The sequence below is a fragment of the Thainema salinarum CENA647 genome (genome assembly GCF_057732415.1).
The window spans coordinates 6,144,006-6,160,550 of the sequence record NZ_JBYJZJ010000022.1 but is presented as its reverse complement, the minus strand read 5'-3'; the positions used below and the strand labels follow the sequence as shown (position 1 = coordinate 6,160,550).

Sequence of the window (16,545 nt, the reverse complement as noted above, 5' to 3'; positions counted from 1 at the left end):
AATCAGCAAGGATTTTCGATTAGAGCTATAACTTGATAAAGTAGAAAGTCTACGTAATCCCTATTTGCTGTGTCAGACCATCACATTCAATTGTTCCAACCGTCAAAACTTGTTAGGGATGTTTTGCGGTTTAGCGCACTCTGCGTGTGCCCAATAGCCCGCTGCGCGCTTTAGACGTTTATGGATGCACCGTTTGAAATCACACTGCAGATGGTTCTCACCGTCCTGGCAGGAATTGGTGCTCAGGTGGTGGCTGAGTATCTAAAAGTGCCTAGCATCATCTTTCTGCTGCTATTTGGCATTGCCCTAGGCCCGGACGGAGTAGGAATCCTTTCACCCCAAGTTCTAGGCATTGGCCTAGAGGTGATGGTTGGCCTATCCGTAGCGCTGATCCTGTTTGAAGGCGGCCTCAACCTAGAGCTGAAAGAGCTAGGACGAGTTTCGGGTAGTCTGCGTAACTTAGTCACTGTCGGCATTTTTATAACCTTGATTGGTGGCGGTATGGCCGCGCACTGGCTGGCGGAGTTTCCCTGGCCGATCGCTTTTTTGTATGCCTCGCTGGTCGTGGTGACAGGACCGACCGTAATCAACCCGCTGCTGCGGCAGGTCAAAGTGGATCGCTCCGTTGCTACCCTGCTGGAAGGGGAAGGAGTCCTAATCGACCCAGTCGGCGCGATTCTGGCCGTGGTTGTTCTCGACATTATTCTCAACGGCGATACCGACCCCTGGGCCGTGATTAGCGGCCTGCTGATTCGCCTCAGCCTGGGAGCGCTGATTGGCCTGGTCGGTGGCGCTTTACTGGGATTCATCCTCAAGAAAGCGACCTTCTTGTCAGAAGATCTAAAAAACCTGGTGGTTTTAGCCGGATTGTGGGGCCTGTTCGGATTAGCTCAGACGATTCGCAGCGAGTCAGGTTTGATGACGACGGTTATCGCTGGGATCGTGGTGCGGGCATTATCGGTACCCGAGGAGCGATTGCTACGCCGCTTCAAGGGACAGCTCACCATTCTGGCCGTTTCCGTCCTGTTTATTCTGCTGTCGGCAGATTTGTCGATTGCCAGTATTTTCGCCTTGGGGCGGGGAGCGGTGTTTACTGTTGCAATTCTAATGTTTGTGGTGCGACCGATTACTATCTGGTTCTGCACCTGGAATAGCGACCTCAACTGGCGGCAGAAGCTATTTTTGGCATGGATTGCGCCACGGGGAATTGTTTCTGCTTCCGTTGCCTCCCTATTTGCGATTCTGCTGACGGAACGAGGAATTAACGGTGGCGACTCGATCAAAGCTTTGGTCTTTCTGACCATTATTTCAACTGTTTTTCTCCAGGGTCTCTCCGCTGGCTGGATTGCGCGGTTGCTCAATTTGACCTCGCATCAGGCAACTGGGGTGGTGATTGTGGGCTGCAATCCGCTTAGTTTGCTGATTGCTCGCCTGTTCAAAGAGCGAGGAGAATCCGTTGTCCTGATCGATACGCAAGAGGAAGCCCGCCAGCAGGCTGAAGCTGAAAATATTAAAGTGTTTATCAGCAGCGCCCTCGATAATGAGGTGCTGGAAGAAGCAGGCTTAGCCAATGTGGGCACGTTTTTGGCCGTCACCAATAATGGTGAAGTAAACGCTGTTGTTGCTCAACAAGCCTCTGACGAGTTTCAGCCGCCGAGGGTGCTGGCGATTTATCCCAGCGGTAAACCAGACAATAAGCTGCCTGCCAAGACAAAAGTGCAGCAGGCGTTTATGCCCGAATTTCCGATTAAAACCTGGAACGGATATCTGACTGATGGGGCCGTAAAGCTGGGCCAGACTACGCTGCGTCAGCCAGGAGTACTGTTTCAACAGGCGCATTTGAAAGCACTGATGCGCTCTGGCGAATTGATTCCGCTACTCGTTGAGCGGGGCGAACAACTGCTGGTAGCCGCAGCAAATCATGAATGGCAAGCGGGCGATCGCATTATTTACCTGCTGCATGATCCGAAGCCCAAACTGCTGAAGCGGCTCTCAGGCGGCAAGAGTCCAGCGCGGCTGGTAGTTGAAACTCTACCGGAAGTTGAAGAAGCCCCGGTGTCTAATACACCTGCCAAAAACGGCACCAGTGAGGCGAATACGGATGCTAAAAACGCCGACTCAAAAGAGTCCAGCAAGTCCAATAAATTCAAACCTACCGCTATCACTGGCTCAGCTAATTCAAAACAAAAACAATCGACTCAAGGTTCAGCTCCATCCAATAGTCAAACTGCGCCTGGACAAGATAACGGGCAGGTTAAAAATGCTGAACAGGCTAATTTGGAACTGGATACAGCCGCTCGTTCGGATGCAGATAAACAGCGCGCAGCCGATAACGTATCAACTCCTGACCAATCACCGCCATGAATTTAGAGATTGGGACGCTCTATGGAATTGGGGTGGGGCCAGGTGATCCAGATCTGATCACCGTTAAAGGACTGCGCCGACTGCAATCATCACCTGTGGTTGCCTTTCCAGCCGGACTTCAGCAGCGTCAAGGAGTTGCCGAGCAAATTATCGCGCCGTGGCTGAAGGGACATCAAATTCGCCTACCGCTGCATTTTCCCTATGTGCAAGATGCGATCGCACTTGAAACCGCCTGGCAAAAAGCGGCGGCAACAGTTTGGCCCCATCTAGCGCAGGGACAGGATGTTGCCTTTGCCTCGGAAGGCGACACCAGCTTCTACAGCACGTTCACCTATTTAGCCCAGGCACTGAAGCAGGCCCATCCCGACGCCAAGGTGCAAACCATTCCGGGCGTTTGTTCACCAATGGCAGCGGCGGCAGCACTGGGCATTCCGCTGACGGTTCAGCACCAGCAGCTCGCCATTTTGCCCACGCTTTACTGCGTTGAGGCACTGGAAACGGCTTTGTCCTGGGCCGATGTTGTCGTGTTGATGAAAGTCAGTTCGGTCTATGCCCAAGTCTGGAACATCCTGCACCAGCGACAGTTGCTCCAGCACAGCTATGTGGTTGAACGCGCCACACATCTGCGCCAAAAAATCTATCGTGATTTGGCCAACTACCCCGATCTGGCGTTACCGTATTTTTCACTGATGGTGATTTACAATTCAACGCGGCAGGAGACTCGCTCGTTGGTTTGAAGACGCAACTTTATCACGGCAATCGCGTCCAGAGGGAAAGAAGTGAGGCGAGAGGAGTGAAGAGTGAGGCGTAATGCAATCTAACTCAGTGCTCAGCTCTCAGCACTCTCGCTGGTATTAATTTTGCCGACCCAGTCTTACGCCGATCACGAATGCTTTCTGGCACAATGAAACAGATCGATAACGGATTGATTTCTCGTTGGTAAAACTGAAACCGCGCTGATCCCGATCCGAAGATTAACTATTTTGGGAATAAAGCCCTCCACTCTTAATTTTGGTATGACTGTTTCTTCATCTGCGAAGTCCGCATCCAACTTGTTCACAGAACCTTCAACGCTGGCCATTTTGGTTTCGTTGGGGATTCACGGGTTGGTTTTCGCGTTTTTGCCTCTATTTTCTAGCGGCACCTCCAGCGCAGAGGCACAGCCACCAGAACCTGTGTCAGTGGTTGAGCTGACTCCTGAACAGCAGTCGCGGCTACCGGACTTGGAGCGATCGCCGCGATCGCTGTTGCCATCTAGTCCATTTGATTCGGGTTCCTTCGGTTTAACACCACCGCCACCCAATGGGGATTTGTTCCCAGGAGCGGATTCGTTTTCGTCTCCCTCTGGTAGTCGTCGGGTTCCCTCATCACCAATTAGTCCTGGCGGAATTATTGGCCGTCGGCCTTCTGTTTCGTCGGGTTTGCCATCGACACGCTATCCAACTTCCCGCTCGATTCCGGGAGCCGTACCTGCTCCACGAACGGTTAGGCCAGCTATTCCGCGTCAACCACAGCCGCAGCCGCAGCCCAGCGCACCTGCTACACCCAGCGATCCGCTGGCCTCTGGCTCATTTGGCACCAGTGGCAGCATTCCAGCTTTGGATGATTTAATTGCGCGATCGCGACAGCCCCAATCGTCGGAAGCGGAAAATGGCAGTGCTGAAGATTTGATTCCTCCTGTGACACCTGGGGCTTCACCCTTGCCGTCTGATCCCGAAACCAGTCCATCCCCTGAAGGAAGTTCTTCTCCGGATGCTGAAGCGGGTGATCCGGGTGAAGAGTCTGAAAATCCCGATGAAGAAGTGGTCGTATCGCCTTCTCCATCGCCTTCTCCCTCACCAGAAGCGGGCACGGCTGCCGCAGAGTATGCTCAACTGCGCGAACTCTATAGCTACAACCCTGAGAATACAAGTGGTGAAGCAGCGAGTCAGAACATGGAAGATTGGATTGCCTCGCTACCGCCAGAAATCAGTGAAGGCGAAACCCTAAATGTCAATGAACCCATCGATTTGACGATTGAATATCCGCTACGCACCTGCTTGCCAGGGCAAGAGCCACGGAATGCATCCATCGGTGTAGTCGCTGATGCCAACGGTGAATTGCTGGCAGAGCCACAGTTGCTCCGTAGTACGGGCTACAAAGGACTGAATGAGGATGCATTACAAGCTGTGCAATCATACGATATACCTGCAGCGGAAGGGCCAAAAGCCTACACGTTTCGAGTCAATGTAGACTACGACGGCGAAAATTGCCTCAGTCCGGGCACAGCTCCTTCGCAAGCCGGATAGTGAACTTCACTCGGATTCCAGTTATTGAAAGCGTTCAGGTGAAAAGCGTGCGAGTATGTCTCTTTTACCTGGACGCTTTAGTTTTTATTAATCGATTCAGGTAAAACTTATCGGTAATCTGAGCAGAGCGTGATGAAGATTGCTGCAAGCCGCTAATAGAGTCGGTAGGCTAGACACTAGTGTTAATAGAAGTTCATATATAGCTGGAGTCAGATCTGCTCATACTGCAAACCGCCGTTACCCGTTAACTACTCTTTATATTCATCCTGGGAGATTGATTTATATCGCTCATGCTAAGACTCATTACCGATTTCGATGGCCCGATTATTGATGTGTCAGAGCGTTACTATCGGGTGTATCAGTTCTGTTTAGCGGAAACCCGATATTCATCCCAGTCTGTCACGCCGTTAGAGAAAGCCGAATTTTGGAAATTGAAGCGGGCACGGGTGCCTGAGCGCAAAATTGGTCAAATGTCTGGCTTAGATGCTGAACAGGCGCAGAAGTTTGCCCGACTACGGCGAGAGAATGTTCACGCGCTGCCCAATTTGATTCACGATCGACTGGTACCAGGAGCGGTGGAAGCCCTAGAGCGACTCCAGGCTAAAGGGGTTGAACTGGTGGTGATGACGATGCGGAAACAGCGCGAACTGGAACATGCGCTGGATCAATATGACCTGCATCGCTTTTTTGCGTCGCACTGTCGGTATTACCTGGAAAATGACTACGTGAAGACGACCGACGTGCAGGAAAAGCCGCTGCTGATGGAGCGATCGCAACTTGAACTGGAACCGGCGGCTCAGGTGTGGATGACGGGCGACACGGAAGCCGATATTGTGGCGGCTCAGCTCCACGGTGTCCCGATAATTGCCTTGCTGAGCGGCATCCGCGATCGCAACAATCTAGCCCAGTACAACCCGGACTACATCGTGGATAATTTGGGGCAGGCGGCAGATATTGTTCTGCAATCGCCCTGCACCATGTCGGCTTGTTAGGTTTTCAAAAAAGCGAAGAGTCGCCGCGTCGCGGCGACTCTTCGCTTTGTATGGTTTTGATTAGCGGGAAGCGGTTTGGCCAGAGTAGGTCAGAATGCCATCTGCGATCGCATCGGCGATTTGATTGCGAGTGTTGATATTGCTTAATCGGGCTGCATCCTCGCGGCCTGTGACAAAGCCCGTTTCGACCAACACCGCAGGCATCGACGTGTTTCTAATCACGTAGAAATTAGCTTGGCGAACGCCGCGATCGCGCATATCGGTGTTGCGCAAAACGCTGCTGTGGATAGCACGAGCTAGATTGAGACCCGATGAGTAGTAATAGGTTTCTAAGCCGTTGACATCCGGACGACTCATGCTGATGGCATTGGCGTGGATGCTAACGAAGAGGTCAACATTGGAGCGCTCAGCCATTCGCACCCGTGGGTCTAAGTCAATCTCGCGGTCGTCGGAGCGGGTCATAATTACCCGGATGCCGTTTTGCTCTAGCCGACTGGCCACCCGCTGAGCAATTGATAGGTTAATATCCTTCTCTTTGATACTGCCAATGCCGACTGCACCAGGGTCTCTGCCGCCATGACCGGGATCAAGCATGACGACGAGGCCAGTTTGAGGTACGGGGCGAGTGGTCGGAGTCGTGGTGGATGGTGCTGGTGTGGCGATGGGGCCGCTATAGGTGGAAACGACGGCTTGTAGACGAGTCGCACTAGCCACCCGCTGCTGCATCTCTTGCGCGGTAGCGCGATCGCGATAAAGGCCAACTTGCAGCGACGGCTGACCGTTGACGACCGTGCGGAAGGCACCTGGCTCAATAGCGCGAACCTGAGCTTCCTGACTGGGCGTTTGGATGGGGACTGAAACTCGATAGTAAACGTTGCTATTGGAGCTGGTTGATCCAGTTGAGGTGGTTGGCACAGTCGTCGAGCCTGTCGAACCTGTGGAACCAGATGTGCCAGGTGTTGACGTGGAAGATCCCGATGAGGCAATCGTACCCGTCACTGTTCCCAGTGACGGTCTTAAACCAGCGCGGCTGAGCTGCTGAATTTGGCTGGTGGCCGCAACGCGATCGCGGAATAGACCCGTCTGCATTACCAACTGGCCGTTAACCGTTGTGCGAAAGGCATCGGGTACGACGGCGCGAACTTTGTCTTCCTCACCGGGATTCACTGGAACTGTGACTCGGTAATACGTGCCACTCGTGCTGGTGCTGGAGCCAGAGGTGGTAGACGACGGGGTTGAAGTCGGAACCGACGTAGAGGGTGGCGCAGGCAACTGAGGACGATTGGAACTGGCAGTGGGAATGGAAACCGAACCACTGGTTGAACCCGAAGTTGAGCTGCCCGTTGAACTGCCGGATGAACTGGTGGTTGAGCCTGTGCTGGAGGGGGGAGTAGAGGATGGCATATTCGTAGACGATCCGGTTGAGCTGGGTGGCGCAGCCGCAATCGTCGAAGATACTCGCAGTTGAGCCAGGGTCTGATCGTTAGTCAGGTAAAAATGGCCTAGCGTAGAGCCGTTGTAGGTGCGCTTGGTCAATCGCCAACCAGAATTCAGCCGAATCTTGGCAAAATCGCTGGTTGCGCCACCAACTCGGCCAATTTCCAACGTCGGCAGCGTCCGATCGGAAGCCGGAGCGGCATACAGCACAATATCGTTATTCTGCCGGACAACCCGCAGGCTGTAGCGCCAGTTCATATCCTCGCCACCGAGCCGCACGGAGTAGCCGTTGCTGTCGGTGCTGCGGCCACAGATGCCCGAAAAGTCAAAGTTGAGCAACAGCGGATCGACAATTGTGGGATTTCCTGCCTGCTCTTGCCAGCAGGAGCGACTGCTGCTGACTTGCTCCAGAATCAACAGTTGGTGAGCCGACCCGTTGTTGACGGGGGCGGCAACTGCGATCGCACGATTGGAGCTAATTTCCTGCTGACCAAACTGGTTTGCCATCGCCGCAGGGCTAACGGCGAGATGCCCCAGAGCAGCGGTAGTGGTGGCAACGGCTAGGGTTGTTAAACGGTGAATAACGGATTTCATGGTGCCAATTCTGTGATTCTGTGGAGGAACGTAAACTTTCTGATTCTGATTCCGAAATTTGAGTCCTGCGCTATGGTGTTAGTCCTAGCAATTGCTATTCACAGGATTTGATAGAACGGCGGAGCCGTTCTATCAAATCCTTTAGGGCCAACAACATAAAACAGAACTGATTCAGCTTGGAACCATCATCCACAGAATCCATAAAAATACTGGGCCAATCTGTTGCACTTGCTGCGCTGTCCTGACGTTGGGCACCTGCCACCGCGATTTTGCGTCATCAAATTACTTATATCTACGGATAGATGTTTGTCCTGGTCTGACCCAATTTTTGCAGCGGCACAGTCAACGCTGGATGAAGCTGTCGGGCATGTTGGCAGGATTGAAGATTTTTTGAGAATCAGACTGGCACATGAATCGATGGATCAATTCAGAGACAGCAGCGCCACAATTGTCCATGAACTATCCATTACCATCAGCCAATTATGGGCAAGCAGGTGAAATGCCAGAAACTGGGCTTCTGCGATCGCATTGCCAACCTACCACCCAAACTCACGAAATCCGGTTTCTCAAGTGCGATCGCACGCCCGCATTCATATGAAGCAATTTTTTATTAAGCAACAGATCAGCCTGATTCTGGGAATTACCTGTTTGTTGATTGCCACTCATCTGCTGTCGGTATCTGGATTGGCAAGTGCGCAGCCAATTCAGTCGAGGACAAATGAAATTCGAGGCGTTTGGCTGACCAATGTGGGCAGTAGCGTCTTATTTGCGCCTTGGGGGATTCACCGAGCGCTGCACCAACTGGCCACCCTCAACTTCAACACGGTCTACCCCGTCGTTTGGAATCGCGGCTATACCTTTTATCCAAGCGATACCGCTCAACACATCATTGGGCATCGTCAGGCACCGCTGTTTTCAATCATGCATTCTGGAACCGATGTGCTCAAGAGCATGATTCGAGTCGGGCATCGGCATCAGTTGAACGTCATCCCCTGGTTTGAGTACGGATTTATGGTGCCGCCTCGATCCAAATTGGCCGCAGCCCATCCAGACTGGCTTACGACGACTGCCGCCAGCAATCCGGAGAGTGTGACAGATTGGACAGCCCTTTTCAAGCGAGATAAACCCGCGATCGCAGATTGGACGAGCAGCGCCAATCTCTGGCTGAATCCGTTTCATCCAGAGGTACAGGACTTTATCCTGCAACTCATTCTTGAAGTGGTCACCCACTATGACGTAGACGGCATTCAACTGGATGATCACTTTGGATTGCCGATTGAAATGGGATATGACCCGGTGACAATTCAGCTCTATCAGCGATCGCATCAGGGACAGTCTCCGTCAACGAATCCGGCTGATCCGGAATGGGTGCGGTGGCGGGCCGATCAGATCAGCGCCTTTATGGGGAAAGTGGTTGAGGCCATTCGGACGGTCAAGCCAGACTGCATAATTTCCCTTTCTCCCAATCCTCAAGACTTTGCCTATAGCCGCTATCTGCAAGACTGGCAGCGCTGGGTGGAGCAAGGCTGGATTGATGAACTCGTGCTCCAGGTTTATCGCAACGAGTTAAATCAGTTACAGACCGAACTGTCTCGCGCTTCAGTGAAGGCGGCTCAGCAGCAGATTCCAGTTGCGATCGCATTGCTCAGTGGAATTTGGAGTAATCCCGTCAGCATCCCGCAATTGCAGGCACAAGTGGATCTGGTTCGCCAAAACCAGTTTGATGGTGTTTCGTTCTTCTACTGGGAAAGCTTAATGGGCTACTTAGCCCCGGAGTCTCCGGCTCAGCGTCAGCACTTTCTGAAAACGATTTTTGCAGATTCTTAGGATGACAGAATGCGCCCAGAAACTCCTTCTCTACCAACGTTTCAAGGCTCCCGCTATCTTTTCAGTATTGCTTGGATCGCGGCAACTATGCTGGGCTTTGTGGTCAGTCTGACCGTAGTGGTGGTTGGGGAACGTTCTAATCTGGGCCTATGGCAGGGACTGCTGGGTGGCGGCACTGTTGGCCTGTTTCAATCCTTGGTGCTGATGGGGTACGGCTTGAGAAGCGGCTGGTGGATTTTAGCCAATGCCCTAGCTTGGGGTGTTGCAGGTGCCAGTTCAATCGGTGTGGTTGGCTGGTTCGCCCCAGACGGATTATCGCTTTTGTCAGCTCGGTTGATCTACGGCGCATTCGACGGCTTGAAAATTGGCGTTCTGACTGGGTTTGCCCAATGGTTTGCCATTCGGCAATCGGTGCCTCGGTTTTCTGTCTGGTGGATTGCCTGGAATGCTTTCGCCTGGATGATTGGTCTCGCTGCTGGATGGGCGATCGCAGGAGAGCTACGTCAAGTTACTAATCTATTTGCAAGTGAGGTGTTTGGGCTGGCAATAACTTGGTTAATTATTAGCTTGATTAGCGGAATTGGGCTCAGTAGAAATTTATTTCTAGTTCCACCCAAGTTTGTGTTGAGTAGAATTGAGGCAGAGAGTTCAGCAGGCCAAAGCCGATGGCTCAGCAACGACGCAAGCGTGGCACAGCAGGCGATAAAACGATTTGTCTGCCCATTGCAGACGACCTTGACTACGAGGTCTTAGTAGAAGACCGGGAAGCCTTTCGCCAGTATCTCAACGAGCAGATCGCATCCCACCCGGAACTGTTTCCCGACGGGATTGAGGCAGGCTATCGCTTTCACGGATGGGTCGAGTCCTCTCGTCAACAGCTCAAGACCCGGCGGATTTTGCTGCCGAGTACCGGAGAGGCTTATCAACTGCGTCCCGATTTGGTGATGCCGTACATGAGCGAGACGGCGGAGATGGCCGACAAAGCGCTCTATTTAAGAAAGCATGGCCTGTCGTATGAGGGGATTGCCTATGTGCTGGGCCGTTCTGAGATGCACTGGTATCGGCTCTGTCAGTCGTTCGGTCGAGCCTCGATTGTGGGCAGTACCCTCAAAAGGGAAACGGCGCTCCCCCCCATCTAGTTGCCGATGAGAAGCATTGTGATTGGCACGGGCAGCGAGTCTATCTGGCAGTGACAGCGGCGCAAGGGTGCGTCCTGGGAGCCAGTCTCAGTGCCAATGCGGGTCAGGATGGATTAACCGCAGCCTATGGGGTATTCCAGCAGGAAGCTGCCCATCATGTTCCCGACTATGCGCCCGAGACGGTGACGACTGATGGTTGGGAGGCCACCCGAGCCGCTTGGGAGGAGCTATTCCCTGGCCTGGTCTGGATTCTGTGCTTCCTGCATGAGGTGATTAAAATTCGCGATGGGTGCCGCTCTAAACCAGTCCTGGGTCAGCAACTAGCCGACAAGCTTTGGCATCTGTATCGGGGCCAGAGCAAACGTCACTTTGCTCAACGGTTGCGTCGGTTGCTGGAGTGGGTGAACACCCACGCGTTGCCCCAGGCCATTGACGCTCGCTTGCGACGCCTCAACGACAAATCTCACGTCTTCCAACGCGCCTTTGACTTCCCTGACGCCTATCGCACCAGCAATCAGGTTGACCGTCCGATGAACTATCTTGACCGCATCTTGTATGCCATGCAAGATTTTCATGGATTCTGGGACTCGGCGGAACAGTCGGTGCGCTCGATGGCCTTACTCTGGAACTTCCATCCCTTTTGTCGCAAGACTCGCAAAGCAATGGGCGGGTGCTTATGCCCCTTTGAGCAACTCAACGGCTTCCGCTATCACGACAACTGGGTTCGCAATTGGCTGATTGCCTCATCGTTGAATGGCAGAAGACCATTGCTCAGGAACGCTGACACAAAATAAGTTGGAACTAGGCTTGTTCCTCTATAGTAGTGATCTGAAGTGACTTGACCAGCTTCTTAAAACCATTGTGTCAGCATACTTGAAGCTTCAGACTATGGATAAAAGTTGCGATCGCACTTTTCCAACTTTTCTGCCCCAAGAATTAGGCGACCCCAGATTCCGCCGATTACCATATGAGGCTGGATTGCTTGGTATCGGTTAGGAGACGCGCATGGTCGTAACAGGGCAACAGGATTCTGCACAGGACTTGTGGTGGCAAACGGGAATTATTTACCAGATTTATCCGCGTTCGTTTCAGGATAGCAACAGTGACGGAGTGGGTGATCTGCGGGGAATTGAGCAGCGGTTAGGCTATCTGGCGGATCTGGGCGTGAGCGCCATTTGGATTTCGCCGATTTTTCCCTCGCCGATGCGAGACTTTGGCTACGACATCTCGAATTATTGCGACATTGAGCCAATCTTCGGCAGTCTGGAGCAGTTTGACCAACTGATGGAGTCTGCTCACCGCTATGGTTTGAAGATTCTGCTGGACTTTGTGCCGGGGCATACCTCTGACCTGCATCCCTGGTTCGCCGCTAGCCGTTCCTCCCGCGATAATCCCAAGCGAGACTGGTATATTTGGCGCGATCCTGCTGCTGATGGTGGGCCACCGAGCAACTGGATCAGCGAGTTTGGCGGTTCGGCCTGGACGCTGGATCAGACGACAGACCAGTATTATCTGCACATTTACCTGCGGCAGCAGCCGACGCTTAACTGGCGCAATCCGGAGGTGCAGGCGGAGATGCTGGACGTGATGCGGTTTTGGTTCGACCGAGGCGTGGATGGTTTTCGGATTGATGCGGTGGAGAACCTGGTGCCGGACTACCTGTTGCGAAATAATCCCCCCAATCCAGACTGGCAGACCCACATGGGGCCAGCGCGCAGTCACCTGCGGGCATTCACGGCTCATCAGCCGGAGGTGCTGACCGTTGCGCAGCAGATGCGGCAGGTGGCGGACGAGTATGCGGATCGGGTGCTGGTTGGGGAAGCCTATGGTTCGATTCCGGAGGTGATGGCTTACTACGGTCAGAATCACGATGGGTTTCACCTGCCGTTTAACTTTGAGCTGATTACCGCAGCGTGGGATGCGAGAAAGCTGGCGGCACTGGTGGAAGCCTATGAAGCGGCTCTGCCACCGGAGGCGTGGCCAAACTGGGTGCTGGGCAACCACGACCGACCGCGAATTGCCAGCCGTGTGGGGCTAGAGCAGGCGCGGGTGGCGGCGATGCTGCTGCTGACGCTGCGGGGGACGCCGACGATTTACCAGGGTGATGAGCTGGGCATGCTAAACGGGGTGATTCCGCCGGAAGCGGTGCGCGATCCGTGGGAGATCAACGTGCCCGGACAGGGACTGGGCCGCGATCCGGTGCGGACACCGATGCTATGGGATGACAGTGCAAACGCAGGCTTTACGACGGGTCAACCTTGGCTGCCGCTGTCGCAGGCTGCTCCGGTGAGTAAACAGGCTGATGATCCAAAATCGATGCTGTCGCTTTATCGCAGGCTAATTGCGCTGCGGCAGTCGGAGCCAGCCCTTTGCCGGGGTGCATATCGGACGCTGCAGGTTGATGAGGGGGTGTTTGTCTATGAGCGATCGCAGTCTGATCGGCGGGATCAACGATTTGCGATCGCACTTAACCTAACCGCAGATCCACAACCGCTCCAAGTCGCGGGACGGGTGGTGCTATCGACCCGTCCGGATCGCTCCGTCGGTGAATCAGCAACGGATCTGTTGCCCAATGAGGGACTGATCCTGGATGAGTTTGTGACGTGATGCTGCCTCAGAAACCGGATTTCTTTTAATTTTTTCTGTTTTAACTTATACCAATCGTTCAAGTTTTTTGATTTACTGTTAACCCCAAAGAAGGTATCGACATGGCTTACGACATCCGCAACAAAACTGTTCTAGTGACGGGCGCAAATCGTGGCCTACTTGGCCTCCAAAGCGGCAGCTTATTCCATTACCCAAGCGCTTCGAGAATTACTGAGTGAACAAGGCACGATGGTATTGAGCATTCATCCTGGCCCGATCTCAACCGATATGGGCGATGCGGCAGAACTGGCCGAAATTGCCGAACCGCCAACCCTCGTCGCCGATGGAATTATCAAAGCTTTGGCCAATGGAGAGTTCCACGTTTTTCCTGACACAATGGCCCAGCAAATTGGTGGTGCCTACCAGCGCTTTGCAACCAACGTAATTGAGACCAGTATGGCTGAAGCTTAAGGGTCTTTTGCCACCACGATGAAATGGTAGGCCTTCTTTTTAAACTTGGCGAATATCGCTATCTTGATGATTGTTTTATATCTATATCTCTTAGATGCGATCGCAGTTCAATCTGCGATCGCTCTTTTACATCCAGAGATTAAGAAATCTACCTTTTCGGGTTAAGCTTTCTACCTTTTGACAGATTTCAGAACGCCTGAAACTCTTCAGTGTCAGTAATCTTACGGTGTATGCCTGTAGCGAGCATTGATTAACTTAATCTTAACTTAAATCTAATCTAAAGTTCATGTAAACTTATCCATTTTGCACTGACTGACTGTAAAGGGTATGTGAGGCTGTACGTATTCAGTTGTTTCGATTGTTTATCACCAACTAACTGAATATATGAGTTTTGAATGACAAATTGAAAGAATACTAAATGGGCAAGTTCAAGTAAAACTAAACGCGAGTTCCTTGAATCTTGCTCAATTTTTTGGGCTTATTCTAAGGCAGTCCTTATTAGCTGAAATAACATTAAAAATTACCATTATGTTGAGTGTTAATAGCCGGGCGGCAAGTCATCTATTTCCAGAATCACAAGACTCATATGCATCTCTAACGGCTGCTAAAGTAGCTCGTTTCCTGTGCGTTGTGGTGACGATACTCGTGATTTGCTCAATCGTGACCACCCTCATGATGTATCTGCTACCGGATTTTTTCTTAAAAGGGTTTCTCTTCTATAAATTCTCGGTCAATCAGGAACAAAACTTTCCTACTCTTTATTCTTCATTGTCGCTGGCTGCTTGTGCGGTGCTGCTATTTGCGATCGCACAATTTAAACGCCAAACCCGTGGACGCTATATTAATCACTGGCGATTTCTGTCGCTGACATTTTTATATTTATCAATTGATGAACTAACAGAAATTCACGAGGCGGCATCCAAACCGATGCATAATTTGGGGGTCAATGGCTTCTTTCACAATGCATGGCTCATTCCAGCCGGAGTAGTACTGCTCATTTTTGGATTAAGCTTTCTTGGTTTTCTGTTCCATTTACCGAAACCAATTCGGCGGCTGTTTATATTCGCATTTTGTCTGTATCTCTCGGGTGCCGCTTTAGTGGAACTATTTAGCGGCTACTACGCCTTTGTAAATGGTCGAGAGAATCTAGGCTATGTCTTATTTACCACGGTCGAAGAGACGCTAGAAATGTTGGGTATCGTCGCGTTTATTTACGCGCTATTAACCTACATGCAGAAAGTTGGTATTCGTTGGTTGGATTTGCGAGTAAAAATTGGAAATGCTCAGGAATAGCTGGTGAGTGTTGGGTACTAGGTTTGGGTGCTGAGAATAATAGACCTTATCGGAAATTATTTTGTAGCGCGGCGGAGCCGCGCTACAAAATAATTTCCAACCCCAAAATTTTATTTCCAATAAAGTCTAATACTTGCCGTACGCCTCACTTTCCTACGGATTAACCTCCTTGATTTTCCACTCCGTTCCTGACTCCAACAAATAGCGATCGCGGTTCTGCGGTTCGCCGCGCAGTTGCAGATGATCAACCGCTGTGGGATGGAGTAGCACCAGACCAAAATTATCTGGCGGATGCGTTTCATCCGGTGCGGGAATATCGGTAAACTTGGCTTGATCAGCACGAGGTTGGCCAGGGTGGGGCCAGACAAACTGCAGCCGAGCGCTATCCGATAGCTGCTGCCAGAGAGCAATGCGAACCTGCTGCTGGACTTGGTTCGGATCGGCGGTGATTAACTCCAAAGTACCCGTAATGCGAAACTGTTCGCGGGTTTTGGTGAAGTACCAGCATACCTCGGCCCAGTGCTGATGATAGATTTGGTCGATTTTGTCGCTGCGTAAATCGGTGACGAACTGGAGCTGATTAGTTTCGTCATCCAAAAAGCCGCGAAATACGACCGTTCGATTGGCCGGACGACCATCGGCGCGGACGGTGGCAATTTGAAAATAGCGGCTGTGAGCGTCGCTGCGGTTGCGATGGAGCGCTCGCGCGATCAGCGGTCGCCAAGGAGCAAGAGTCATAATGAGAGAAGACAGGGTGGCAACAATAGGACGTGATTTTCTGTCCCATACTGTATATCAAGTCTGTGATGAGAACCGAATCTATTTTTTGTGAAAGGCTGGCTTAGCTAGCCTTTCACAAAAAATAAATCATTAGGTTTTAACCAGACTTCGCATTCGTTATGAATCCGCTGGAGAGGAGTTATGGGGATGAACTGCAATCTGCAAACTGGGATTTGGCTGGGTGCCGTTGCTGCGAGTATTGGTCTGGTCGGCATCGGAGGAGAAGGTGCGATCGCACAAACCAGCCCCACCAATACTACTCAAGCTGCACCATCTGAGCCGATACAAATCGGCTTTGCCACCCAGTCGCTAGGTGCCGATGCCAATGCGTTAGCTGAACCGCTATCTGACAGATCTACTACTCCAAGCTGGCTCACCAATCAGCCCAGTGACCTACAGTTGGCGCAGGTGTCCATTCCCATTCGACCACTGGTGGAGCCGACCCACTGGGCCTATCAGGCTGTGACCAGTTTAGTTGAGCGCTACGGCTGCATTTCGGGCTATCCTGACGGCACCTTTCGCGGCGATCAGGCGATTACCCGCTATGAAGCGGCTGCCGCATTCTCTGCCTGCTTCGACAATGTGATTGAGGTGATTGAAACCGATCAGGCTGCCCAACGCCAGGAACTGGAAGCGATTCGCCAGTCGATGCAGGATTTGCAGGAGCAGCTCGGCGTGGAAGAGCGGCGGATTGAGTCGTTGGAGGGTGATGACGTAGGAGAGTAAAGGGAGTGAGGGAATTAGGGAGTAGGGAGTAGGGCGAGAGGAGTGAGG

Annotated in this window: 15 protein-coding genes; 13 read left to right on the top strand and 2 right to left on the bottom strand. The window is 52.2% G+C overall.

The features are described 5' to 3' along the window. Positions 1-210 precede the first annotated feature (210 nt). The 4 genes from AC286M_RS33845 to AC286M_RS33830 all read left to right on the top strand — a co-directional run bounded on the left by AC286M_RS33845 (position 211) and on the right by AC286M_RS33830 (position 5,644). On the top strand, positions 211-2,364 hold the full coding sequence (locus AC286M_RS33845; protein ID WP_488208581.1) for a cation:proton antiporter domain-containing protein: 2,154 nt from the start codon (positions 211-213) through the stop codon (positions 2,362-2,364). Beyond that, positions 2,361-3,101, top strand: coding sequence for a precorrin-2 C(20)-methyltransferase (locus AC286M_RS33840; RefSeq protein ID WP_488208580.1), 741 nt, complete (start codon positions 2,361-2,363; stop codon positions 3,099-3,101). Before AC286M_RS33845 ends, AC286M_RS33840 begins: the two co-directional genes overlap by 4 nt. A 279-nt stretch (positions 3,102-3,380) precedes the next feature. Next, positions 3,381-4,652: a hypothetical protein gene (locus AC286M_RS33835; RefSeq protein ID WP_488208579.1), complete on the top strand. Its 1,272-nt coding sequence runs from the start codon at positions 3,381-3,383 to the stop codon at positions 4,650-4,652. Between the two features lie 290 nt (positions 4,653-4,942). Next, the gene (locus AC286M_RS33830) at positions 4,943-5,644 is read left to right on the top strand and encodes an HAD family hydrolase (RefSeq protein ID WP_488208578.1); all 702 of its coding nucleotides are present in this window, start codon (positions 4,943-4,945) and stop codon (positions 5,642-5,644) included. A 60-nt stretch (positions 5,645-5,704) separates the two neighbouring features. Here AC286M_RS33830 and AC286M_RS33825 read toward each other — a convergent pair whose 3' ends face one another. Further along, entirely contained in the window at positions 5,705-7,675 is a 1,971-nt protein-coding gene (locus tag AC286M_RS33825; protein WP_488208577.1) for a DUF3747 domain-containing protein, read from the bottom strand. A 454-nt stretch (positions 7,676-8,129) separates the two neighbouring features. On the opposite strand from AC286M_RS33825, the gene AC286M_RS33820 reads away from it, so the two are divergent. From AC286M_RS33820 to AC286M_RS33785, 8 genes are all read left to right on the top strand, one after another. Next, positions 8,130-8,273, top strand: a complete 144-nt coding sequence (locus AC286M_RS33820; protein ID WP_488208576.1) for a hypothetical protein — start codon at positions 8,130-8,132, stop codon at positions 8,271-8,273. Beyond that, positions 8,270-9,502 (top strand): glycoside hydrolase family 10-like protein, encoded by a 1,233-nt coding sequence (locus tag AC286M_RS33815; RefSeq protein WP_488208575.1) that lies wholly within the window; start codon positions 8,270-8,272, stop codon positions 9,500-9,502. Before AC286M_RS33820 ends, AC286M_RS33815 begins: the two co-directional genes overlap by 4 nt. 9 nt (positions 9,503-9,511) lie before the next feature. After that, on the top strand, positions 9,512-10,255 hold the full coding sequence (locus AC286M_RS33810; protein ID WP_488208574.1) for a hypothetical protein: 744 nt from the start codon (positions 9,512-9,514) through the stop codon (positions 10,253-10,255). After that, on the top strand, positions 10,168-10,641 hold the full coding sequence (locus AC286M_RS33805) for a hypothetical protein (RefSeq protein WP_488202633.1): 474 nt from the start codon (positions 10,168-10,170) through the stop codon (positions 10,639-10,641). The genes AC286M_RS33810 and AC286M_RS33805 overlap by 88 nt, the downstream gene beginning before the upstream one ends. A gap of 50 nt (positions 10,642-10,691) precedes the next feature. After that, entirely contained in the window at positions 10,692-11,435 is a 744-nt protein-coding gene (locus AC286M_RS33800; RefSeq protein WP_488202632.1) for a hypothetical protein, read from the top strand. A 211-nt stretch (positions 11,436-11,646) separates the two neighbouring features. Beyond that, positions 11,647-13,248: an alpha-amylase family glycosyl hydrolase gene (locus tag AC286M_RS33795; RefSeq protein ID WP_488208573.1), complete on the top strand. Its 1,602-nt coding sequence runs from the start codon at positions 11,647-11,649 to the stop codon at positions 13,246-13,248. Between the two features lie 150 nt (positions 13,249-13,398). Further along, positions 13,399-13,698, top strand: a complete 300-nt coding sequence (locus AC286M_RS33790; RefSeq protein WP_488208572.1) for an SDR family NAD(P)-dependent oxidoreductase — start codon at positions 13,399-13,401, stop codon at positions 13,696-13,698. A 453-nt stretch (positions 13,699-14,151) separates the two neighbouring features. Then, on the top strand, positions 14,152-14,991 hold the full coding sequence (locus tag AC286M_RS33785) for a DUF8692 domain-containing protein (RefSeq protein WP_488208571.1): 840 nt from the start codon (positions 14,152-14,154) through the stop codon (positions 14,989-14,991). Positions 14,992-15,144: 153 nt separating this feature from the next. Here AC286M_RS33785 and AC286M_RS33780 read toward each other — a convergent pair whose 3' ends face one another. After that, positions 15,145-15,729: an Npun_F5749 family FMN-dependent PPOX-type flavoprotein gene (locus tag AC286M_RS33780; RefSeq protein ID WP_488208570.1), complete on the bottom strand. Its 585-nt coding sequence runs from the start codon at positions 15,727-15,729 to the stop codon at positions 15,145-15,147. 189 nt (positions 15,730-15,918) lie between these two features. Here AC286M_RS33780 and AC286M_RS33775 point away from each other — a divergent pair, with 189 nt between their 5' ends. Continuing rightward, positions 15,919-16,497, top strand: a complete 579-nt coding sequence (locus tag AC286M_RS33775; RefSeq protein ID WP_488208569.1) for an iron uptake porin — start codon at positions 15,919-15,921, stop codon at positions 16,495-16,497. Positions 16,498-16,545 lie beyond the last annotated feature (48 nt).

Coding starts and splice junctions, on each gene's coding strand:
- AC286M_RS33845 (WP_488208581.1), top strand. CDS start 211: ATGGTTCTCACCGTCCTGGCAGGAATTGGTGCTCAGGTGGTGGCTGAG.
- AC286M_RS33840 (WP_488208580.1), top strand. CDS start 2,361: ATGAATTTAGAGATTGGGACGCTCTATGGAATTGGGGTGGGGCCAGGT.
- AC286M_RS33835 (WP_488208579.1), top strand. CDS start 3,381: ATGACTGTTTCTTCATCTGCGAAGTCCGCATCCAACTTGTTCACAGAA.
- AC286M_RS33830 (WP_488208578.1), top strand. CDS start 4,943: ATGCTAAGACTCATTACCGATTTCGATGGCCCGATTATTGATGTGTCA.
- AC286M_RS33825 (WP_488208577.1), bottom strand. CDS start 7,675: ATGAAATCCGTTATTCACCGTTTAACAACCCTAGCCGTTGCCACCACT.
- AC286M_RS33820 (WP_488208576.1), top strand. CDS start 8,130: ATGAACTATCCATTACCATCAGCCAATTATGGGCAAGCAGGTGAAATG.
- AC286M_RS33815 (WP_488208575.1), top strand. CDS start 8,270: ATGAAGCAATTTTTTATTAAGCAACAGATCAGCCTGATTCTGGGAATT.
- AC286M_RS33810 (WP_488208574.1), top strand. CDS start 9,512: ATGCGCCCAGAAACTCCTTCTCTACCAACGTTTCAAGGCTCCCGCTAT.
- AC286M_RS33805 (WP_488202633.1), top strand. CDS start 10,168: ATGGCTCAGCAACGACGCAAGCGTGGCACAGCAGGCGATAAAACGATT.
- AC286M_RS33795 (WP_488208573.1), top strand. CDS start 11,647: ATGGTCGTAACAGGGCAACAGGATTCTGCACAGGACTTGTGGTGGCAA.
- AC286M_RS33780 (WP_488208570.1), bottom strand. CDS start 15,729: ATGACTCTTGCTCCTTGGCGACCGCTGATCGCGCGAGCGCTCCATCGC.
- AC286M_RS33775 (WP_488208569.1), top strand. CDS start 15,919: ATGAACTGCAATCTGCAAACTGGGATTTGGCTGGGTGCCGTTGCTGCG.